The organism is Burkholderia cepacia complex sp. TUM26381, from assembly GCF_057439935.1.
On the sequence record NZ_CM172006.1, the window covers coordinates 2,471,420 to 2,492,621 of the forward strand.

Consider the following 21,202-nt stretch of genomic DNA (forward strand, 5'->3'; position numbering starts at 1 on the left):
GTGCTCCTTATTCCGAATAGCCTTGCGATGCCGGACGCGCGTCATGACGGCGGCCCCACCACGGCAAGTACGCGTTGTTCTCCCCGCGTGCGCGGAACCAGTCCTTGCCTGCGTCGATCGGCGTCAGCTTCGAAGGCGCAACGACTACCACTGCCGTCGGATGCTCGGTGTCGGTCGTTCCTGCGACAAGCACGTTGCCGCCGAGGTGATTCGCCCGGCCGATCGCCAGCGCCACATCGGTCAGCGCCGCGCCAGCTCCCATGTCGCCGAGCAACGCCGATGTGTTGAAGGTCTGCGTACGGAAATCGTATTCCGGCAGCACTTCCGTCAGCGTCTGCGACAGCGAGGCAATCCGTGTCGATGCAGCATCGCTGCCCTTGCCTGCGTCGTGCACGATGTAATTCACCGACGACACCGGCACGCCTGCATTGATCGCCGCTTTATCGAGCGTCGACTTCCATGCCTGCACCGCGCGGCTCGCGCCTTGCTTCGCCTCGAAATCCTTGACGTTGCTTCGCGCGGCTTTGCCGATCCACGCAAGCGGCTCACGTTCCGTCTTCAGGTCCGGACCCGCCAGGAACAGCACCACCATGTTCTCGTTGATCTGTTCATCCTTCGGCGGAAAGCTGGGGGCGTCCCAGTTCATTACCCACACGCTTTTGTCGGGGTGGGCAGCCAGATAGTCCAGTGCCGCGTTCAGCGACGTGAAGCCGGCATTCCCCTGGCCCGTCGTCACATGCACATCGGGCGGCGTATCGTGACTCCATAGGTCTTTCGCGGACGGATTGCCGATCTCATACGCATTGGTCATTTCGTCACTCAAGAATGATCCGGCAAGCACCGGATCCAGACGCCCCTTCGGAATGGCGAGCTCGACGCGGACACCAGCCAATTCGCGCCACTCCTTTTTATTATCAGACTTTACCGTATAAAAATAATCAGAGCTCGTTACATATCGAGCACGAAAAAGCACGAGCAATTTTCTAACATACTTCTTATAAAACCCAACAAATGACTCACTACCCCATTGACCATCGGCCACAATAGAAATTGCTTGCAACGTCGAATATTTCTTCGGATTTGCCCGAACCATATCGTCGTTGTTGTTCGGCTTCACCAATCCCAGCGTCCACAACAATTGCCACTCTGTCGGATAGTCACGCCTCTGCAGTGGATTCATCCACTCAAGGCCCACCACTTGAGCCACGAAAGGCTTGGACGGCTCTGCCCCCGCACCTGCGGAAGCCGATCCGGCAGCCGGCGCAGCGATCGCTTTCGGTGCTACAAGAACGGTCGTCAACGCCAACACCACAATTGCCAGAAGTCCCGGCAGCAGCACCAGTCGCTTCATCAATTCCCCCAAATTCAATAGCCCACCAGTCGAATCACCGGTCGAAGTCGCCAGTACAAGCGAAACGATAGAGGTTACGATCATCACAACGCATGCCATTCCTACACGACGAGGCCATGTGGCGATGATCGTTCTCACAGAATACCCCCGATCTTCAGGAAAAGCCCTCCATCGCGTTCGTCATATATCTTAGATGGCATCATTGCATCCTTGTCCTTCTTCACCCAATTCTGAAGGAAATCCTTTTTATATTTACCGTACGAGAGATATTCAGAAAATTTCTGACTCGGATGACTGTCATCCAGATCACCGATAAACCTCCAGTCAGCCTCAATGCGAAGCTTATAGAAATCAAGCTCCGTCAGATAGCAAAGACCAATTGCCACATCATAAGCGAGTGCCTTTTCAGCATGGTCCTTGTTGGTCATGATGGTCGAATGGTTGGTGGGGTTATTTTTGTCCCCACCGTTCAGAATCTGAAAAATCTCCTTGTTCCGCCATTCGGTGTAGTCAGCACTTGCTGACTCTGGATTGTCCTCTCCGACTACCTTTCCATCTTTGTCGACCCAGCGGCGATTTCCGGATCTCCGCGCCTCCATACGGAGAATGGAGTGATCCTCGTACCGCTGCGCAGCCTCGGATGCGGCATCCCCCTGCGCTTTCAGCGCGTCGCTTTCGGTCGCAAATTTTTCCGACTTCGTGTCGAAGTTGTCGTATGGGTCGTCATCCCGCTTACCCTCCTTATTGGCATCGCGGCCAGCCGACGGCGGATCGTAACCCTCGTTGAAGCGCCCTTCCTCGATCGGTTTCCCGTGCGCATCACTAGCGCCTGATGGTTTGCCGTAACGCAACGCCTTTGGAAAGAAGCGTGTTTCCTTGTCGAGCATCGGAGCCGTAATCGGGATTTCCCATTCTTTCGGCGGCAGGGCATTGACCTCCATGTCCGACAAGTTGAACAGGTAGAGGGCGGGGCTCGTTACAAACGTGACAAACTTCGCGAACCACCCCTCGTTGGAATGCATGCCTCGCGCAAAACCGTATCGCGCGGGCGGTGACGGGGGATACCAAAACCCCTCCGTTTTGTTCTTGCCACTACGCCAGTCATCCTCCCAATACCGGTATAGCTTATTGTCACCGCCGACCTCGAAATTCGACGCGAACACACGTTGCGAGAAAACACCCCACGCGTTCGTCGCACTGATCTCTTCGATATTCATGCCGCGCCATCCGATCCCTTGAACGGTCAGGGCGGAAATGACCTGATCATGCGGACAGCAATACAGTGTCACTCTCCCGTAGGTATTCTTCTGGTACAACCCGTGCGCCTCCCGGTCCTTGGCTGCGCTATACGGCTTCCCCCCGCACTCCGACGGTCTGGCGTTTTCCATCGCGCGATCGAGATCCTCCGCAGGCATCTCCAGATCGGCTCGAGCGCGCAGGATATCGAAGTACTCCCTCAGCGTTTCCTTGCGGGCGACATAAGTCTCGCGCCCCACGTGTCCGTTCTTGTCGCGTACCCCGCGCTGTGCCCAGGTATCGGTGAAGTTGCTCTCCACCAGGCTGTACGGCGGATTGGCAAGAACATAAGTGTCCGCCACGCAGCGTCCTTTCTTGCCCCACCGGTCCTCCACCTCCGGCAACCGGTCGCCGAGGAACGCAGCGGCAAGACCGATCATGTTTCCCTGGCTGTGGCACACGATCGTGATCGGCACGTCGGCCTGGCGCTTGCGGATCGATTCGACCAGGCGCGCAAGCCGTAGCGCACCCAGCACGCCATAGGTACGCGGCGGCGTCGAATAGATCTTGCGGTTGCCGATCGAATTCATATGCTGGACGGTCAACCAGAGAAAAAGCCGGTCGTGCAACCCGTCGTTCCACAGATCCGGCAGACTCGAACACCCGCCCGCGAACGGCCCGCCGCCCCAGTAATTCTTCTCGTTGAGCATGATCTTGTCGCCATACTCCTTCAGTTCCTCAGCATTGGCGGCATAGCCCCACCGGAAATGAATGACGGGAGAAAAGGACGGATCGGGCTTGATGTACGTCTTCGACGTCATTTCCGGATTCAGGAAGCCGTCGGACGTCAGGCTCTCGATATAGCTGACCGGCGTCATCTGCCCGGCCACTGGCCCGAAATGGAACAGTTGATCGTCATAGCGCCCCATGCGCCGGTTCAATCCGGCGCACAGCCCCTGCTCGGCGTCCTTGAACCATTCGCCCTCAGAATTCACCCCGTGCACGAAGATGACCACACCCGGCAGCGGCATCTGCATCACGCATTCGAGGTCGTTGCGATTGAACAGCGTCGTCCCCGCCCCACCGCCCACCGAAGTCTGCGACGCATCGTCAGCCGACGTTTGCCCGCTCGGGTTCTGCGCAAAGTTGTAGTTGAACATGTTGTTTTTCTTGAAGACTCAGCTCAGGTTCTCGACTTGAAGAAGCGCACCGCCAGTTGTTCGAACTGATCGCTGCTGACCGGCGCCAGCTTGCCTTGCGCATCGGTCTTCCCCTTGATCAACTCGCCCGACGCCTTGCGCACCTCGGCTTCCATGCCCTCGACCGGCTGCCCGTCGGTAGCCCGGACCAGCTTCGGCACGCGCCCCAGCGAGCCCTGGTCGAACTTCGGAAAATCGGCGCTCATGCTCGCCGGCCCGGCCCACGTATGCGACGCGGATTTGACGGTGAAACTCCCCGGACACCCGAGCTCGATATCGCCGCCATGCAGCTTCAGATACGCGCCGCCCGACGTCACGAACACGACCTGCTCGCTGGCCATGCCCGCGAGCTTGCCGCCCCCCGCCGTCATCTGGATGTTCTTCGCCGAATCGATCTGCGTATCGTCGTTCTGGCTCTGCAGCGCCACCTTCCCCTGGTTGGCGATCGCCGAGACTCCCTCGCTGTGCGCGAACATCGCCACGCCATGCCCGGCCTGCAGGTTGATCCGCTGACCGCTCGTGTACTGAAGGTGGTTCTGCGCGACGACATCGACGTTGCCGCCCGCATGGGTCGTGACGGTCTTCGGTGTCGCCATGCTGATGCCGGCCGGCGCGGTGATGCCGATCGCGGCCATCGACGCGCCCGACGATTCACCGCCGCCGGACGCCTCGCCATTCGGCCAGCCCTTCACCGTGGTCATGAGCGCGTCGTGCGGCTGCGTATCGGGCGCCACGCCCTGGTGCTGGCCCGCATAGTCGCCGAGGCTCTTGAACAGCTCGACGCATTCCTGCATCAATTGCAGATACTCGTCCCGCGCAAGATGCCCGTCGCTCGCGCGCAGCCGTTCCCATGCAGAAATCAGCATCGCCTTGCCGCTGCGAATCGCCACGTGCGCATCGCTGCGCAATTCGGCGCCCTCGCCGCGCGCCGCACCCTGCCCGTTGTCGCGCGGCTGCGTCAGATAGCCGAGGTTCAGCTGACTGTACGCGTGCTCGCTCGCCAGCTGGCTGCTGATCTGGCCAGGCGTATCGTCGAAGCGGATCTGGTTGTAGCGCTGCCCCTTGATTTCCTTCGTCTTCGTGCCGGACAAGTAACGGTTGCCCGGCAGCGCGCCCGTATGGCTGAAGGTCGCCGGCATGTTCGGCCCGTTGGCCAGCACGCCCATCACGACGAGCCGGTCCGGATCGCCGCCGATATGGCCGATCAGCACCTCCATGCCGACGCGCGGCAACGTATTCGCGCCGAAACTCGGCCCGGCGAGCGCGCAGGCGACGCGCACCGGCGCGCTGTCGGACGGCGTGCCGCTCGTGCCGGCGCCCTGCGCGTGCGCGTGATCGTCCGCATTCAGCCCCTGGATCCGCACACGGATGCGACCCATTTCATCGCAGAACACCTCCTCGCCCTCCGGGCCGACGACGACGGCCGTCATCGGATGCACGGGTGGCAGGTCGACGTGGGGATCGTAGGCAGGCGTCAGCGGTACGCCGCGCCGCACGCACGAGAACGTGTTCTCGTAGCGCCTGTCGCTCTCATCGCCCGGCTTGCCGCTCACGTCGGCCGGCACCGCGTTGAACAGCACGCGGCTTGCCGCGAACAACGACTGCGCGCGCTCGTTCAGTTCCTTCGGCAGGTTGTTCCGCACGCGATGGTGAAGCGACGTGACGACGAACTGCCGCTGTTCGGCCGGCAAGGTGTCGAGCTGCGGATGCTCGGCAAGCGCAAACCAGTGACCGACGGCCAGATCGCGCACATTGCTCACGCCGTCGACGGATTCGGCACGCAGTTCATGCGCCAGCATCCGGTCCTTGCCGATCCGGTCGAGGTCGGACGACGAATCCCCCGCGTGCGGGATATCGATGACGGCATCAGCCAGCAAATGCCCGAGGTCGTTGCCGCCGTCGCCCTGGTCGACGATCGTCGCCTGTTCGGTTTGCGACATCCGGCCGGTCTTGTAATCCCACGTCGGCCGGACGATCTTGCCCGGGATCAACCGGCGGCTCGTCGCCCACAACGTGATCGAATCGCGTTCTTCCGTAGCGGCGTCGCGGTGGTAACGGATGGTACCGGCGGCCGTGTCCGGCAGCTTCATCGAGTCGTCGGCGAAGACGAGCGTGTGAACCGGCGTGTCATGCGCGTTGCCGCTTGCCCGCTCGCCGGCCTTGCCCGCCTTGACGAATACGGTCGCACCGTCGCGCCGCAACAGCCGCCGGATGAAATGCGCGTCCGACTCGTTGACCTGCCGCGTCAGCTCGCGCGCCGGGTATCGTTCGCCGTGCAGGCCGGACAGGTCGAATTCGAATGCGCCGGCGAGCGCCGGGCTGCGCTGGCGCCACTCCTGAAGCAGCACGCCCAGGATGTCGGGCAGGCTCTTGGAGCGAAACAGCCGCGAATTGGTCCGCCGCTCCATCACGGACAGCACGTCGCGAATCGTCAGCTGGTAGCAGGTCAGCGAACCGTCCGACTGTCCGGTGCGAACGTCGGTGACGATGCCGTTGATGGTGTGGAGACGCCCACGATCGGTCGTCATCTCGACGGAAACCGGCAGCCCGATGAAGCTGCGGATCGGGAGATCGGTCCGCGCGGACACGCAGGTCAGATGCCCGTCGACGCCCGTCATCAACCCTTCGCGGATGTCGGCATACTGAAGCGCAAGCACCTGCTCGAGCGTCTTCTGAGCGGGCCCCCAGTTCATGCGAACCGGCCGATTGTTCTGATCGACCACCCCGGACGCAAACGTGCGTAGCAATTCGGCTGTATTCACAGCGTGACTCTCAGGATTTTGTTTTACTTCGTTATTCGTCGAGCAATCACGCCCGCCGGTCCGTCCTGGGAGTGCCGCTCGTCTGGTTTTCGGCGAGCATAGCAAATTTGTCAGGTTGATGACGGCTTTTTGACAGGATTTAGAATCCTTGTTGCAAGGTCGCCGGCCGGATTCAAAAATTCACAGTCTTTCGAATCGATTCGGGCATCATCCGGCGGCACCCGACCATCGTCCCGGTGTCATCCGCGTACGTGCCGCATGCCCAATCCGGGCAGGACGAACGGCACGGATCGGTCACGAATCGTGAAATCCCATCGCCCGTCGAACCCGACGAACGTCGCGCTGAAATGCCGGTCGTCGGCCCACGTCAGGTCGTCCAGATAGAACGACGCATACATCGCGCCGACCGTGCGCTGCGCGAGCACCTTCAGTGGATCCTTCGACACGAGCGTGAACGTGACGGCTTCCTCGAACGGGCAGTCGTAGTCGGTGACGAGCAGATACGCGGCCGGCGTTTCGAACTGGCGCAACAGCACATAGCCGGAAACGGCGAGCGCGGAACGCACGCCATCGACCCGCACACGCGTGCGCGGCGGCCACGCTTCATACGGCCCGTCGTGCGTCTCGAGCGCGAAGCGATCGACCGGCGTCATCGCCGCACGGCCTTCAGCGTGCCGCTTTCCCGCTGCATCGCTGCATCGCCGCGTCAGTGCGCGGCCTTGCGATACAGGGCAACGTACGCCGCGAGCATCAGCAGCAGCGACCCGCTGACACGGTTCAGCCACTTCTCCCCGGCCGCTTTCCACACGCGGACCGAATGCACGCCCAGCAGCGCGTAACCGGTCATCCCGATCACGTCGATCGCGACGATCGTCGCCGCAAGGATCGCGTACTGCGGCGCGATCGCCTGTGACCGGTCGACGAACTGCGGCAGCAGCGCGGACATGAACAGGTAGTACTTCGGGTTGCTCATCGCGACGAAGAAGCTCTTCAGGAAAGCGGTCCGGCGATCGGGCGTCGCGGGTACGCACGCCTGCGCATCGGCAGGGCTGCCGCTCGACATCAGCATCCGGATGCCCACGTACGCGAGCCACGCCGCGCCGAGCAGCTTCAGCGTCACGAACGCCGTTTCGGACGCCTCGAGCAGCACGCCGAGGCCGAACCCGACCAGCGCGACGAGCACGACGTCCGCCGTGACGGCGCCGAGCATCCCGACCATCGCGTGACGCAATCCGTACCGCGAGCCGTTGCTCATCGCGAGCAACACCGTCGGGCCAGGCGTCGCGACGCCGACGGACAGGATCAGGGCAAAGGCGAGCAAGGCGGAGAGCGACATGGCGTGGCGTTCCTTCTGAAGAGAGCGATCCGAGCGGATGGCACCGTCGTTCACCAGCCACGCGGACAGAAATCGACACGCGCGATTTGTTACGACGAATGCGGCCGGTCAATGATCGCATGTTCATCGCGATCCCTGCGCAGCGGCTGAGCGCCGTCGATCCTGCACGGCGACCGCCCGCCTTCCCGAATAGTGAGTCGATCATTTAGTAAACGACAATCATTCGCGTTTACGCTAGACTCCGCCGCTCGATAAAAACCGCGCCCGCGACAGTACGGACGCGCCACGCCGCCCGGATTCCGATTTGCCGCCCTGGGATGGATCACCGACCACATCCGAATTGCGTCCCATGTCGACACTTTCGTTACCCGTCCGGCGTCTCACGCCGATTGCCTTCGGCATTGCGCTCGCCTGTACCGTCCCTGCCGTCGCCCTGGCCCAGCAGGCCACTTCCGCCGCCGGCGCCGCACCCGACGCGGCCGTGCTGCCGTCGATCAACGTGACCGGCGCAGCCGAGCCGCTGCCTGGCGACCTCGCGCCGACCTACGCAGGCGGCCAGGTCGCGCGCGGCGCGGATTTCGGCGTGCTCGGCCGGCAAAAGGCCAGCGACGTGCCGTTCAGCATGACCACCTACACGTCGAAACTGATCGAGGACCAGCAGGCACGCACGCTCGCCGACGTGCTCGACAACGATCCGGCCGTGCGCAGCGCGTCCGGCTACGGCAATTTCTCCCAGGTGTTCGTCATCCGCGGTTTCACGCTCGCCGGCGACGACGTGTCGCTGAATGGCCTGTATGGCGTCACGCCGCGTCAGCTCGTCGAAACCGAGGCGGTCGAGCGTGTCGACGTGTTCAAGGGCGCGAATGCCTTCCTGAACGGCGCGTCGCCGGGCGGCTCGGCGATCGGCGGCGGCGTGAACCTGCAGTTGAAGCGCGCGGACGACAAGCCGCTCACGCGCGTCACCGTCGACGGCGCCACATCCGGTTCGCTCGGCACGCATGTGGACATCGGCCGCCGCTTCGGCAGCGAAGGCCAGTTCGGCGTGCGCGTGAACCAGTCGATCAACGGCGGCGATACGGCCGTCGACGGCGAGCGCCGCCGCGACAACGTGACGGCCGTGTCGCTCGACTGGCGCGGCGACAAGCTGCGCCTGTACGGCGACTTCCTGTATCAGCGGCAACGGATCGACAACGGCCGCCCGGTCGTGCTGATCAGCGGCAACCAGTTGCCGGCCGTACCGTCCGCGACGCACAACTATGCGCAGCCGTGGAGCTTCAGCGAGCTCGAGGACACGATCGGCATCGTGCGCGCCGAGTACGATTTCCTGCCCGCGTGGACGGCCTACGTATCGGCCGGCGCGCGCCATACGAACGAACACGGCGACTATTACACGCCGACCTACTCGTCGTCCGGCACGACCGGCTCGCGCCTGAGCGTGCCGCACAAGGAAGATGCGCAATCGGCCGAAGCCGGCGTGCGCGGGCGCTTCACGACCGGCCCCGTGTCGCACTTCGTGACGGCCGGCGCGTCGTTCATCCGCATCGACAGCCAGTCCGCGTACACGATGTCGAGCGCATTCCCGACGACGCTCTACGATCCGGCGCCGGTTGCGTTCCCGGCGACCGCCTACTCGGGCGGCGACATGAACGATCCGGGCACGATCACGAAGACCTGGCTGCGCAGCTTCGCGGTGTCCGACACGCTCGGCTTCCTCGACGACCGCGTGCTGTTCACGATCGGCGCGCGCCGCCAGTCGATTTCGGTCGACAACTTCGACTACACGGGCGCGGTCACCACCACGTACAGCGACGCGATCACGACGCCGGTATTCGGTCTCGTCGTGAAGCCCTCGCGCAACGTGTCGATCTTCGCGAACCGCAGCGAGGCGCTCGCGCAAGGCGAAGTCGCACCGAACACCGCGCGCAATGCGGGCCAGGCGCTGTCGCCGTTCCGGTCGAAGCAATACGAAGCCGGGATCCGCTACGACACCGACAAGTACGGCGCGTCGCTCGCGCTGTTCCAGATCGAGAAGCCGATGGCGTACACCGATCCGGCGTCGCAGTTGTTCGGCGCCGACGGCACGCAGCGGCACCGCGGCATCGAGACGGCCGTGTACGGCGAGCCGTGGAAAGGCGTGCGGGTGATCGCCGGTGCGACGTACCTCAAGGCGACGCTGCAGAACACGGCGGGCGGCGCGAACGACGGCAACCGGCCGATCGGCGTGCCGTCGTTCCTGTTCAACGCGAACGCCGAATACGATGTGCCGATGCTGAACGGACTCACGCTGACCGCGCGCTGGATCCACACGGGGCCGCAGTACCTGGACGTCGCGAACACGATGTCGATCCATGCATGGGACCGCTTCGATCTTGGTGCGCGATACGCGACGGACGTGTTCGGCAAGAAGACGACATTCCGCGCAACCGTGCGCAACGTCGCCAACAAGGCGTACTGGTCGTCGGCGACCGGCGGGTATCTGACGCAGGGCGAGCCGCGGTCGGTGTGGCTGTCGATGACGACGGATTTTTGACGGGCGCCGAAGGGAGTGGCGGGCTGCCGCCAGAGTTTGCTATACTCTCGGTCTTCCGGAGAGATGGATGAGTGGTTTAAGTCGCACGCCTGGAAAGCGTGTATAGGTTAATCGCCTATCGGGGGTTCGAATCCCCCTCTCTCCGCCAGGATTCAATGCCCGCGCCAGCGGGCATTTTCGTTTCCGGAGAGAAGCGAGCCGATCGTTCGGCCTGCGCGTGGGATTCGAAGGGATTCGCCTGCAAGCGAATCCGCGGCCCGCGCCCGTGTGGGCGAAGCCCCCTCTCCGCCGGCACACGGTAAAAGCGGGCCTCTCGGCCCGTTTTTTTATTTCTCCCTGCGAAAACGCACGCCAATCGTCGGCGCAGGCTGCCCCGACGGGCTCTTGCTTCATTGTTCGCCCTCCCGCCGCGCGTCGTCGAACAGGGTCGAGTGAGCCGCCAATCCGGGTGACGGCACGCCTTTCGTCCACGTCTTCAATTCCGATTCGCCACGCTCACCCGCGCGGGCCACGCAGTTCAACTGCGGTTTCCATCGCGGCAATATCGTTTCAGCCTCGATGCGCCAATTAATCCGCCATTCAAAATCGAACGGCGATCGCATTCCGACGACTCATCCGGCCGCTTGGCACGATACGAGCGCAGCACTGCATCCGACAGGACGATATCTCCCCCACCGCAGGCACGGCCGCCCGTCCAGCCATCATGCGAAACCGCGCAGCGATTCCCCGTGCGAACAGTCAACGCCTCAAACTTTCCGGCGCACGACCGTTAAACTGCTTTCCCGATAAACAATATCGACACACGCCGAGACCATGAAAAAGAAAACACGAATCGTGATCGCAGCAATCGCCATCGCCGCAGGCGTCGCGTCCAGTTACGCGAGCCCATACTTCACGATGTATCAAATGCGATCGGCCATGACGGACAAGGATGCCGACTCGTTTTCGTCGCACGTCGACTTTCCGTCGCTGCGTGAAAGCCTGCGTGGTCAATTCTTGACCATGGTGCAATCGAAAGTGGCGAATTCGCCCGATATGAAAGGCAATTCATTCGCCGGTCTGGGAATGATGGTGGCGATGGGTTTCGCGAATCAGCTCATCGACACGATGGTGACGCCGGCCGGCGTCATGACCATGATGGCCCAGGGGGCGGCCAAACCCGCGCACCCCGCCGGTGTCCCGGCTGCCCCCGCATCGTCTGGCGCCCCGACGGAAGCGACTCACGCGAGTTCCGACAGCGGCGCGGCGCCGCACGAAGCCAACACGGCGCCGAAGGTCGACTATTCGGTACGCTACAAGAACTGGTCGACCGTCACCGCGACTGCGCGGAAAGGAACCGTCGACCAGGTGACGCTCGTATTCAAGCGTGACGGCCTCTGGTCGTGGAAGCTGAGCGGCATCGACCTGCCGATCGACCAGTTCGGTTCGAACTGATCGCCGGGCGTGCGACGCACGGCGGATCCCGAGCGCCGCACGCTAAAGATCCGCATTGATCTGACGATATAGGAGGTTTCGGCTCCGCGAGTCACGTCCATGCGATTCAGCCTGCGGTTCGTCATGACGGCCGGCATCTCGGCCATGCTGTCGGCGTGCGCGACGGTAACGTCCGCCCCGACGATCAGTACCACCGTGGCCGTCACATCGGCTCCGTCATCGCAGAAAGTACTACGCGACGGCGGGTCCGCAACCGACCTGTCGGTCGTCGGTCAGCCTGCGCCGACGTTCCACACGCTCCTTTCCGTTCGCGAATGCGTTGCCGGCAAATGCACCGCCGGCATCGCAAAGCCGGCGGTCGCGGTGACCGTCCAGCGCGTGTCCGAAGGGCAAGCGACCCTACGCTTCGCGGTGACGATGGATATCGCCGGCAGCCAGACGCTGAAATCGCAAACCGGCCAGGCAACGTCGGAAGTGACCCTGTCGATCCCGGCGGGCGCGACGCCGATCACCGATCAGTTTGCCGTTGACCGGGTCGCGACGATCAAGGTGGGCGAGTTTCGGCACGTGGCATTGCCACACGGCATTCGTGCCTATGTCTGCGTCGCGATCCCCAACGCAAACGGCATGACGGATGGAAGCTGCGATGTCGGTCGTGTGCAAACGGCCAAGAGTGCCGAACTCGGGACTTCCGCGCTCTGACCCGCGCCATACGACGCCCGCCCCTGCGTCACGGATGCCGGATGTAATCCACCAGCGCCCGCGTATATTCATCCGGCTTTCGATCGAGCAGACTCACGACGATCGCCACCGCAAACCCCGCCGGCACGCCGAACACGCCTGAGCTGATCGGCTCGATCCCGAACCACGTGCGCCCGGCGAACCCGGTCAGCTGCGTGAAGTACGGATAAGTCGACACGATGTAGTACACGCACACCGTCAACCCCGTCACCATCCCGGCGATCGCCCCGCGCGTCGTCGTGCGTTTCCAGAACACCCCGAGCACCAGCACCGGAAAGAAGCTCGACGCCGCCAGCGAAAACGCGGCACCGACGAGAAACAGGATCTTCCCCGTATTGAGCGACGCGACGTACGACGCGAACAGCGCGACACCGAGCAGCAGCACCTTCGAGATCGTCACGCGCCGCTGGCTCGACGCATCGGGCGCGACCATGCAGTAATAGACATCGTGCGACAGCGCGTTCGCGATCGTCAGCAACAGCCCGTCCGCGGTCGACAGCGCCGCGGCCAGCGCACCGGCCGCGATCAGCCCCGACACGACATACGGCAGCCCCGCGATCTCCGGCGCGGCCAGCACGACCATGTCCGGCTGCATCTGGATTTCCGACCAGTGCACGATGCCGTCGCGAATCACCTCGACGACGCTGATCAGGTCCGGCTCGAAGTGATGCCATTGCGTGACCCACGCCGGCAATTCCGCGAATGGCCGCCCGACGAGGTTCGCGAGGATCTCGTACTTGATCAGTACCGCGAGCACCGGCACGCTCAGGTAGAACAGCGCGATGAAGAACAGCGTCCAGCCGACCGAGCGCCGTGCGGACGCGACCGACGTGGTCGTGTTGTAGCGCGTCAGGATGTGCGGCAGGCTCGCGGTGCCGAGCGACAGGCACAGCAGCAGCGCGAGAAAATTCCGCTCGCGCGGCTTGCGTTCGTCGTCGCTCGCGGCGGGAAACGGCTCGTGCATCGGCACGGGCGGCTCGGCACGGGCAAGCAGGTCGTCACGCGCCTGCGTCCACGCGACCCGCGCCGCCGCCGGATCGCGCGGGAAATCGGCCAGCTCGCGCTCGCGCTGGCTGATCTCGCGCAGCGGCCCGTTGTGACGCCGCAGGTCGGCGAGCTGGTCGGCAAGATGCCTGCGTGCGTCCGCATAGGACGCCGGCAGCCGGTCGAGCCGCGTCTGGATGTCCGCGGCTTGCCGGCGGTACGCGTCGCGCACCTGCTGCTCCCCGGACGCATCGCGCACCTGCGCCTCGCGCGCCGCGACGCGCTCCATCAGCTTGCCGTAGCTGAATTGCGGCACGGGACCGAGCCCGTTCTTCATCGCGATCAGCGACACCGGAATCAGGATCGCGCTGATCAGGATGATGTACTGCGCGACCTGCGTCCACGTGACCGCGCGCATCCCGCCGAGAAACGAGCACACGAGAATGCCCGCGAGCCCGCAGAAGATCCCGATCGCGAAATCGACGCCGATGAAGCGCGTCGCGATCAGGCCGATCCCCTGGATCTGCGCGACCAGATACACGAACGAGCACAGGATCGCCGCGCCGGCCGCGAGCGCGCGCACGGCCGTGCTCGAAAAGCGCGTGCCGAGAAAATCGGGAATCGTGTAGCGCGCGAGCTTGCGCACATACGGCGCGAGCAGGAACGCGACGAGGCAGAACCCGCCCGTCCAGCCCATCACGTACGCGAGCGCATCGTAGCCGGTGGAATAAAGCGATCCGGCCAGGCCGATGAACGACGCGGCCGACAGCCAGTCGGCCGCCGTCGCCATCCCGTTGAACGCGGACGGCACGCGCCGCCCGGCCACGTAGTATTCGACGAGATCGGACGTGCGCGACAACAGCCCGATCACCGCATACACGGCGATCGGCACGAACAGGAACACGTAGCCGATCCAGACGCCGGAGCCGGTCGCGCGCTCGATCCGCCACATCAGCAGCACGAACCCGAGAAAACCCAGCGTATAGAGCGCGTACGCGCGGATCAGTCGATGCGTCAGCATGAATCAGCGCCCGCCGTTCGGCGTGCCGGCGTGCCGGCGTGCGCCGCGTGGTCGTCGTATGCCCGGCGCAGCGTGCGGTCCGCGCGCTGCATCAGCCCGATGTAGACGACGATCAGCACGAGATACACGAGAATCGCCCCCTGCGCGCCGACATAGAACGGCAGGCTGAAGCCGGCGAAGTGGACGCCCGCGAGCGCGGGCCCGAAGAACGGCACGATGAACGACACCGAGAACCCGATCACCATCAGCACCGCGATCAGCGCGACGTTGAAACGCCAGTAGCGCGCATGGGCACGCGCGAGCGGCTCGGGAACGGGCGGTGGCGCAGCAGGCGCCGAACGGGTCGGAACGGTCATGCCGTTATGTAGCAAAAAGCCCCTGCGCGGGCAATCGGGATTGCCGCGCAGGGGCTCGTGCGCGAGACGCGCAGCCGGTACGATCAGCGCACTTCGGTGAGCTGTTCGAGGATGGCCGGGTTCTCGAGCGTGGACGTATCCTGCGTGATCGCCTCGCCCTTCGCGAGCGAACGCAGCAGGCGCCGCATGATCTTGCCCGAACGCGTCTTCGGCAGGTTGTCGCCGAAGCGGATGTCCTTCGGCTTCGCGATCGGCCCGATCTGCTTGCCGACCCAGTCACGCAGCGTCTTCGCCAGTGCCGCCGCTTCCTCGCCTTCCGGGCGCGAACGCTTCAGCACGACGAACGCAACGACCGCCTCGCCCGTCGTATCGTCCGGACGGCCGACCACGGCCGCCTCGGCCACGAGCTCGTGCGACACCAGCGCCGATTCGATCTCCATCGTGCCGAGCCGGTGACCCGACACGTTCAGCACGTCGTCGATCCGGCCCATGATCGTGAAGTAGCCGGTGTCCTTGTCGCGCACGGTGCCATCGCCGGCGAGATACAGGCGGCCGCCGAGTTCCTCGGGGTAGTAGCTCTTCTTGAAGCGCTCCGGGTCGCCCCAGATCGTGCGGATCATCGCAGGCCACGGACGCTTGACGACGAGGATGCCGCCCTGCCCGTTCGGCACGTCCTGGCCCGTCTCGTCGACCACCGCGGCCATGATGCCCGGCAGCGGCAGCGTGCACGAACCGGGCACGGTCGGCGTGGCGCCCGGCAGCGGCGTGATCATGTGGCCGCCCGTCTCGGTCTGCCACCACGTATCGACGATCGGGCAGCGCTCCTGGCCGACGTGCTTGTGATACCACATCCACGCTTCCGGATTGATCGGCTCGCCGACCGTGCCGATGATGCGCAGGCTCGACAGGTCGTAACTCTTCGGATGCACCTTGTCGTCGGCTTCGGCCGCCTTGATCAGCGAACGGATCGCGGTCGGCGCGGTGTAGAACACGGTAACCTTGTGATCGCCGATCATCTTCCAGAAACGGCCGGCGTCCGGGTAGGTCGGCACGCCTTCGAACACGACCTGCGTGCCGCCGCATGCGAGCGGACCATAGGTGATGTACGTGTGGCCCGTGACCCAGCCGATGTCGGCCGTGCACCAGAATACGTCGTCGGGTTTCCAGTCGAAGGTCCACTTCATCGTCTGCGCGGCCCACAGCAGGTAGCCGCCCGTGCTGTGCTGCACGCCCTTCGGCTTGCCGGTCGAGCCCGACGTATACAGGATGAACAGCGGATGCTCGGCGCCGACCCACTCCGGCGCGCACGTGTCGGACTCGCCGTCCGCGATGTCGTGCATCCACAGGTCGCGGTCCGCGTGCCAGTCGATCTTGCCGCCGGTGCGGCGATAGACGATCACGCTCTTCACCGCTTCGCAGCCGCCCATCGCGATCGCCTCGTCGGCGATGCTCTTGAGCGGCAGCGTCTTGCCGCCGCGTGCCTGCTCGTCGGCCGTGATCAGCGCGACCGCGCCGACGTCGACGAGCCGCTCGTTCAGCGATTTCGCGGAGAAGCCGCCGAACACGACCGAGTGCGTCGCGCCGATGCGCGCGCAGGCCTGCATCGCGACGATACCTTCGATCGACATCGGAATATAGATGACGACGCGATCGCCCTTGCCGATCCCGCGCTTCTTCAGCGCATTCGCGAAGCGCGACACGCGGCCGAGCAGATCCGCATAGGTGACGCGCGTGACCGTGCCGTCGTCGGCCTCGAAGATCACCGCGACGCGCTCGCCGTTGCCGGCTTCGACGTGACGGTCGAGGCAGTTGTACGACGCGTTCAGCTCGCCGTCGTCGAACCACTTGTAGAACGGCGCGGTGCTCTCGTCGAGCACCTTCGTGAACGGCTTGTGCCACGCGAGGCCTTCGCGCGCGAGACGCGCCCAGAAGCCCTCGTAATCCTGCTCGGCCTCGGCGGCGAGCGCACGGTAGGCCGGCATGCCGGAAATGGTCGCCGCCTTCTCGAGCGCCGCGGGCGGCGCGAACTGACGGGTTTCGTGAAGAACCGATTCAATCGCAGACATCGACTACCCCTTGGTGAACATGAATCCTCTGCATGGCGGCGCGATCATGCGCGCCGCGTGTCTTGGCCGGCGCATGCGCGCCGCTGTCTCCCACCCACCCGCACGCGGCCACGAAGGCTGCGCACGATGCTGCACCGCACCACATCACGCGAACGTGACCATGCGGCCCGGCAGTGTCCACGATAAGCGCTCGAACTTACCCGTCACTTACGCGGCAAGGTCGTTTCGTGCACCGGACGACATCGCATGACGGCCAGCTTTACGCTGTTACAACCGCGACCCTACAATCGTAACTGAACTCGCCTTCCGGATTCCAGCTTGAATCGCTACGCCCTCTTCCTCATCCTGTCGATGCTGTTCGTCGGCAGCAACGTCGGTATCGGTAAATCCATCGTTGCATTCGTCCCCGTCGCCATCCTCGCCACGCTGCGCTTCGTGATCGCGATCGCCGTGCTGTGGCCGCTGTTCAGCCCCGTGAAGATGCGCGCGGTCAAGCGCGGCGAGTGGCTGAACCTGTTCCTGCAGGCCTTCTTCGGCACCTTCATGTTCACGCTGCTGATGCTCAACGGCGTGCAGCGCACGAGCGCGGTGGCGGCCGGCGTCATCACGAGCACGATCCCGGCGATCGTCGCGCTGTTCGCGTGGCTGATCCTGCGTGAAAAACCGAACGGCCGTGCGCTCGTGTCGATCGCGCTCGCGATCGCCGGCGTCGTGACGATCAACCTCGCCAACGGCGGTGCAACCGGGCATGGCGCCCACGGCGACGCTTCCGGCTCGCTGACCGGCAACCTGCTGATCCTCGGCGCGGTGTGCTGCGAATCGATCTACGTGATCCTGTCGCGCCGGCTCACGCAGACGCTCGCGCCGATCGACATCTGCGCGTATACCCATCTGTTCGGGCTGTGCCTGATGCTGCCGCTCGGCGCGACGGCCCTGTGGCATTTCGATTACGCGAGCGTGCCGGCCAGCACCTGGGCGCTCGTGGTCTGGTACGGCCTGTCGGCCAGCATCTTCTCGTTCTGGCTGTGGATGAAGGGCATCCGCCACGTGCCGGGCAGCCTCGCCGGCGTGTTCAGCGCGGTGCTGCCGATCGCCGCGGCCGCCTACGGCATCGCCTTCCTCGGCGAGCGCCCGACGCTCGCGCACGGCATCGCGCTCGCCTGCGTCGTCGCCGGCATCGTGCTCGCGAGCCTGCGCGTGAAACGCGTGCCGGCCGCCGCGTCCTGATCCGTCCCCGGCACCGCCGGCGCGTCGCTGCAGCCGCGCCGGCCGACGCGTTACAATAGCGCGCCTTTTCAAGATTACCCCCGATACCTGCGCACCGCGCCCGCACCGCCATCATGTCCGCCCCGCATTCGCCCGGCCGCCCCGCCCGTCGCCCGCTTCGTCCGCTTCCCGCCTTGATTTTCATGAGCCGCTGGCTCCAGGTTCCGCTTTACCTCGGCCTGATCGTCGCGCAGGCCGTCTACGTGTTCCTGTTCCTGAAGGAAGTCTGGCACCTGCTGTCGCATGCGACGGGCCTCGACGAAATCAGCGTCATGCTCGCAGTGCTCGGCCTGATCGACGTGGTGATGATCTCGAACCTGCTGATCATGGTGATCGTCGGCGGGTATGAAACGTTCGTGTCGCGCCTCGGCATCGAGGGCCATCCCGACGAGCCCGAGTGGCTCGACCACGTGAACGCGGGCGTGCTGAAGGTCAAGCTGTCGATGGCGCTGATCAGCATTTCGTCGATCCACCTGCTGAAGACCTTCATCAACCCCGACCAGCACACGATGCACGCGATCATGTGGCAGGTGATCATCCACGTGTCGTTCCTCGTGTCGGCGCTCGTGATGGCGTGGGTCGACCGCCTGACGACGCACACGCACCCAGCCCATTTCCACGAGACGCATGCGCCCGTCGCGGCTGCGTCCCGCAAGACGGCCGAAGCAGCCGTCAACGCATAAACGCATTCCCCACAGTCCTCACAGAGTCTCAGCCATGACCGTCATCAAACAGGAAGACCTGATCCAGAGCATCGCGGATTCGCTGCAGTACATCAGCTACTACCACCCGCTCGACTACATCCAGGCCCTCGGCCGCGCGTACGAGCTGGAAGAGAGCCCGGCCGCGAAGGACGCGATCGCGCAGATCCTCACGAACAGCCGCATGTGCGCGGAAGGCAAGCGCCCGATCTGCCAGGACACCGGCATCGTCACGATCTTCGTGAAGGTCGGCATGGACGTGCGCTGGGACGGCGCGACGATGGGCCTCACCGACATGATCAACGAAGGCGTGCGCCGCGGTTACACGCACCCGGACAACGTGCTGCGCGCATCGATCGTCAATCCGCCGGAAGGCGCCCGCAAGAACACGAAGGACAACACGCCGGCCGTGATCCACTACGAGATCGTGCCGGGCGACAAGGTCGACGTGCAGGTCGCGGCGAAGGGCGGCGGCTCGGAGAACAAGTCGAAGTTCGTGATGCTGAACCCGTCCGACTCGATCGTCGACTGGGTGCTGAAGACGGTCCCGACGATGGGCGCCGGCTGGTGCCCGCCCGGCATGCTCGGGATCGGCATCGGCGGCACCGCCGAGAAGGCGATGCTGATGGCGAAGGAATCGCTGATGGAGCCGATCGACATCCAGGAAATCATCGCGCGCGGCCCGAAGGACTGGGTCGAGGAACTGCGCGTCGAGCTGCACGAGAAGGTCAACGCGCTCGGCATCGGCGCACAGGGCCTCGGCGGCCTGGCAACCGTGCTCGATGTGAAGATCATGGCGGCACCGACGCACGCGGCCTCGAAGCCGGTCGCGCTGATCCCGAACTGCGCGGCCACGCGCCACGCGCACTTCGTGCTCGACGGTTCGGGCCCGGCCAAGCTCGAAGCGCCGTCGCTCGACGCCTGGCCGAAGGTCCAGTGGGAACCGAACACGGAAACCAGCAAGCGCGTCGACCTGAACACGCTGACGCCGGAAGAAGTCGCCAGCTGGGCACCGGGCCAGACGCTGCTGCTGTCGGGCAAGATGCTCACCGGCCGCGACGCCGCACACAAGCGCATCGCCGACATGCTCGCGAAGGGCGAGAAGCTGCCGGTCGACTTCACGAACCGCGTGATCTACTACGTCGGCCCGGTCGATCCGGTGCGTGACGAAGTGGTCGGCCCGGCCGGCCCGACGACGGCCACCCGCATGGACAAGTTCACCGAGACGATGCTCGCGCAAACGGGCCTGATCTCGATGGTCGGCAAGGCCGAGCGCGGCCCGGTCGCGATCGACGCGATCAAGAAGCACAAGGCTGCATACCTGATGGCGGTCGGCGGCGCGGCGTATCTCGTGTCGAAGGCGATCCGCGGCGCGAAGGTGCTCGCATTCGAAGACCTCGGCATGGAAGCGATCTACGAGTTCGACGTACAGGACATGCCGGTGACGGTCGCCGTCGATTCGTCGGGCACGTCGGTGCACCAGACCGGTCCGAAGGAGTGGCAGGCGAAGATCGGCAAGATCCCGGTCGCGACCGCTTAAGCGCGATCGAACGAAAGGCCGGACGGAAGTCCGGCCTTTTTACTTCTCATTCTCATTATTGTGTCCGGCCGGTCATTCGAGGCTGATTCTCATTACACGCAAAAGGCAGGCCAGACAAGGCTTTGAGGCTTGGCTTTTCTCGTTCGAGCGATTATCGTTCGGTTTCTGAAGCCCCACTGAACAAGGAACAGCCATGCAAGGCGACAAGAAAGTCATCGAATATCTGAACGCCCAACTGAAGAATGAGCTCACGGCGATCAACCAGTACTTCCTGCATGCCCGCATGTACAAGCACTGGGGCCTCGAGAAGCTCGGCAAGCACGAGTACGACGAGTCGATCGGCGAAATGAAGCATGCCGACTGGCTGATCGAGCGCGTGTTCATGCTCGACGGCCTGCCGAACCTGCAGGATCTGCACAAGCTGCTCGTCGGCGAGGAAACCGAAGAGATCCTGAAGTGCGACCTGAAGCTCGAGCAGATCTCGCAGTCCACCTGCAAGGAAGCGATCGCCTACTGCGAATCGGTTCGCGACTACGTGTCGCGCGAGATCTTCGAAAAGATCCTCGACGACACCGAAGAGCACATCGACTGGCTGGAAACGCAGATCGACCTGATCGGCAAGGTCGGCCTGCAGAACTACCAGCAAACGATGATGGGTTCGGCCGAGTAATCGGCCCGT

General features: G+C 64.1%; 16 protein-coding genes and 1 tRNA gene. 8 read left to right on the forward strand and 9 right to left on the reverse strand.

What is annotated here, in order from left to right; translation table 11 throughout:
* Positions 1-7: 7 nt before the first annotated feature.
* The 5 genes from ACWMMN_RS11565 to ACWMMN_RS11585 form a co-directional block, all read right to left on the reverse strand.
* Positions 8-1,489, reverse strand: a complete 1,482-nt coding sequence (locus ACWMMN_RS11565) for a virulence factor (protein ID WP_174994532.1) — start codon at positions 1,487-1,489, stop codon at positions 8-10.
* Positions 1,486-3,747, reverse strand: coding sequence for a T6SS effector phospholipase Tle3 domain-containing protein (locus tag ACWMMN_RS11570; RefSeq protein WP_486422680.1), 2,262 nt, complete (start codon positions 3,745-3,747; stop codon positions 1,486-1,488). The genes ACWMMN_RS11565 and ACWMMN_RS11570 overlap by 4 nt, the downstream gene beginning before the upstream one ends.
* A gap of 23 nt (positions 3,748-3,770) precedes the next feature.
* Positions 3,771-6,548 (reverse strand): type VI secretion system Vgr family protein, encoded by a 2,778-nt coding sequence (locus ACWMMN_RS11575; RefSeq protein WP_059233649.1) that lies wholly within the window; start codon positions 6,546-6,548, stop codon positions 3,771-3,773.
* A 239-nt stretch (positions 6,549-6,787) separates the two neighbouring features.
* Positions 6,788-7,201, reverse strand: coding sequence for a hypothetical protein (locus ACWMMN_RS11580; RefSeq protein WP_059233648.1), 414 nt, complete (start codon positions 7,199-7,201; stop codon positions 6,788-6,790).
* A 53-nt stretch (positions 7,202-7,254) separates the two neighbouring features.
* Complete coding sequence (locus ACWMMN_RS11585; RefSeq protein ID WP_059233647.1) at positions 7,255-7,884, reverse strand: LysE family translocator; 630 nt, start codon at positions 7,882-7,884, stop codon at positions 7,255-7,257.
* Between the two features lie 349 nt (positions 7,885-8,233).
* Between ACWMMN_RS11585 and ACWMMN_RS11590 the strand changes: the two genes are divergently transcribed.
* Together ACWMMN_RS11590 and ACWMMN_RS11595 are read left to right on the forward strand one after the other, a co-directional pair.
* Entirely contained in the window at positions 8,234-10,414 is a 2,181-nt protein-coding gene (locus ACWMMN_RS11590; protein WP_174994533.1) for a TonB-dependent receptor, read from the forward strand.
* Between the two features lie 57 nt (positions 10,415-10,471).
* Positions 10,472-10,562, forward strand: a tRNA-Ser gene (locus ACWMMN_RS11595).
* A 241-nt stretch (positions 10,563-10,803) separates the two neighbouring features.
* Here the strand turns inward: ACWMMN_RS11595 and ACWMMN_RS11600 are convergent.
* Entirely contained in the window at positions 10,804-11,016 is a 213-nt protein-coding gene (locus tag ACWMMN_RS11600) for a hypothetical protein (protein ID WP_174994534.1), read from the reverse strand.
* 211 nt (positions 11,017-11,227) lie between these two features.
* Here ACWMMN_RS11600 and ACWMMN_RS11605 point away from each other — a divergent pair, with 211 nt between their 5' ends.
* Positions 11,228-11,848, forward strand: coding sequence for a DUF2939 domain-containing protein (locus tag ACWMMN_RS11605; RefSeq protein ID WP_174994535.1), 621 nt, complete (start codon positions 11,228-11,230; stop codon positions 11,846-11,848).
* Between the two features lie 99 nt (positions 11,849-11,947).
* A complete protein-coding gene (locus tag ACWMMN_RS11610) occupies positions 11,948-12,550 on the forward strand; it encodes a hypothetical protein (protein WP_059233644.1) in 603 nt (200 codons plus the stop codon).
* Positions 12,551-12,578: 28 nt separating this feature from the next.
* On the opposite strand, the gene ACWMMN_RS11615 is transcribed toward ACWMMN_RS11610, so the two are convergent.
* The 3 genes from ACWMMN_RS11615 to acs form a co-directional block, all read right to left on the reverse strand.
* Entirely contained in the window at positions 12,579-14,594 is a 2,016-nt protein-coding gene (locus ACWMMN_RS11615; RefSeq protein ID WP_059233643.1) for a sodium:solute symporter family protein, read from the reverse strand.
* On the reverse strand, positions 14,588-14,950 hold the full coding sequence (locus ACWMMN_RS11620) for a DUF4212 domain-containing protein (RefSeq protein ID WP_486422681.1): 363 nt from the start codon (positions 14,948-14,950) through the stop codon (positions 14,588-14,590). Before ACWMMN_RS11620 ends, ACWMMN_RS11615 begins: the two co-directional genes overlap by 7 nt.
* An 83-nt stretch (positions 14,951-15,033) precedes the next feature.
* Complete coding sequence (gene acs / locus ACWMMN_RS11625) at positions 15,034-17,016, reverse strand: acetate--CoA ligase (RefSeq protein WP_059233641.1); 1,983 nt, start codon at positions 17,014-17,016, stop codon at positions 15,034-15,036.
* 318 nt (positions 17,017-17,334) lie between these two features.
* Between acs and ACWMMN_RS11630 the strand changes: the two genes are divergently transcribed.
* The 4 genes from ACWMMN_RS11630 (at position 17,335) to bfr (ending at position 21,193) form a co-directional block, all read left to right on the forward strand.
* Complete coding sequence (locus tag ACWMMN_RS11630) at positions 17,335-18,243, forward strand: DMT family transporter (protein WP_486422682.1); 909 nt, start codon at positions 17,335-17,337, stop codon at positions 18,241-18,243.
* Between the two features lie 113 nt (positions 18,244-18,356).
* Complete coding sequence (locus ACWMMN_RS11635; protein ID WP_059233639.1) at positions 18,357-18,965, forward strand: TIGR00645 family protein; 609 nt, start codon at positions 18,357-18,359, stop codon at positions 18,963-18,965.
* 34 nt (positions 18,966-18,999) lie between these two features.
* Entirely contained in the window at positions 19,000-20,523 is a 1,524-nt protein-coding gene (locus ACWMMN_RS11640; RefSeq protein WP_006762441.1) for a fumarate hydratase, read from the forward strand.
* 193 nt (positions 20,524-20,716) lie between these two features.
* Complete coding sequence (gene bfr / locus ACWMMN_RS11645; RefSeq protein WP_043188739.1) at positions 20,717-21,193, forward strand: bacterioferritin; 477 nt, start codon at positions 20,717-20,719, stop codon at positions 21,191-21,193.
* Positions 21,194-21,202: the final 9 nt, after the last annotated feature.

Coding starts and splice junctions, on each gene's coding strand:
- ACWMMN_RS11570 (WP_486422680.1), bottom strand. CDS start 3,747: ATGTTCAACTACAACTTTGCGCAGAACCCGAGCGGGCAAACGTCGGCT.
- ACWMMN_RS11580 (WP_059233648.1), bottom strand. CDS start 7,201: ATGACGCCGGTCGATCGCTTCGCGCTCGAGACGCACGACGGGCCGTAT.
- ACWMMN_RS11585 (WP_059233647.1), bottom strand. CDS start 7,884: ATGTCGCTCTCCGCCTTGCTCGCCTTTGCCCTGATCCTGTCCGTCGGC.
- ACWMMN_RS11590 (WP_174994533.1), top strand. CDS start 8,234: ATGTCGACACTTTCGTTACCCGTCCGGCGTCTCACGCCGATTGCCTTC.
- ACWMMN_RS11600 (WP_174994534.1), bottom strand. CDS start 11,016: ATGCGATCGCCGTTCGATTTTGAATGGCGGATTAATTGGCGCATCGAG.
- ACWMMN_RS11605 (WP_174994535.1), top strand. CDS start 11,228: ATGAAAAAGAAAACACGAATCGTGATCGCAGCAATCGCCATCGCCGCA.
- ACWMMN_RS11610 (WP_059233644.1), top strand. CDS start 11,948: ATGCGATTCAGCCTGCGGTTCGTCATGACGGCCGGCATCTCGGCCATG.
- ACWMMN_RS11615 (WP_059233643.1), bottom strand. CDS start 14,594: ATGCTGACGCATCGACTGATCCGCGCGTACGCGCTCTATACGCTGGGT.
- ACWMMN_RS11620 (WP_486422681.1), bottom strand. CDS start 14,950: ATGACCGTTCCGACCCGTTCGGCGCCTGCTGCGCCACCGCCCGTTCCC.
- acs (WP_059233641.1), bottom strand. CDS start 17,016: ATGTCTGCGATTGAATCGGTTCTTCACGAAACCCGTCAGTTCGCGCCG.
- ACWMMN_RS11635 (WP_059233639.1), top strand. CDS start 18,357: ATGTCCGCCCCGCATTCGCCCGGCCGCCCCGCCCGTCGCCCGCTTCGT.
- ACWMMN_RS11640 (WP_006762441.1), top strand. CDS start 19,000: ATGACCGTCATCAAACAGGAAGACCTGATCCAGAGCATCGCGGATTCG.
- bfr (WP_043188739.1), top strand. CDS start 20,717: ATGCAAGGCGACAAGAAAGTCATCGAATATCTGAACGCCCAACTGAAG.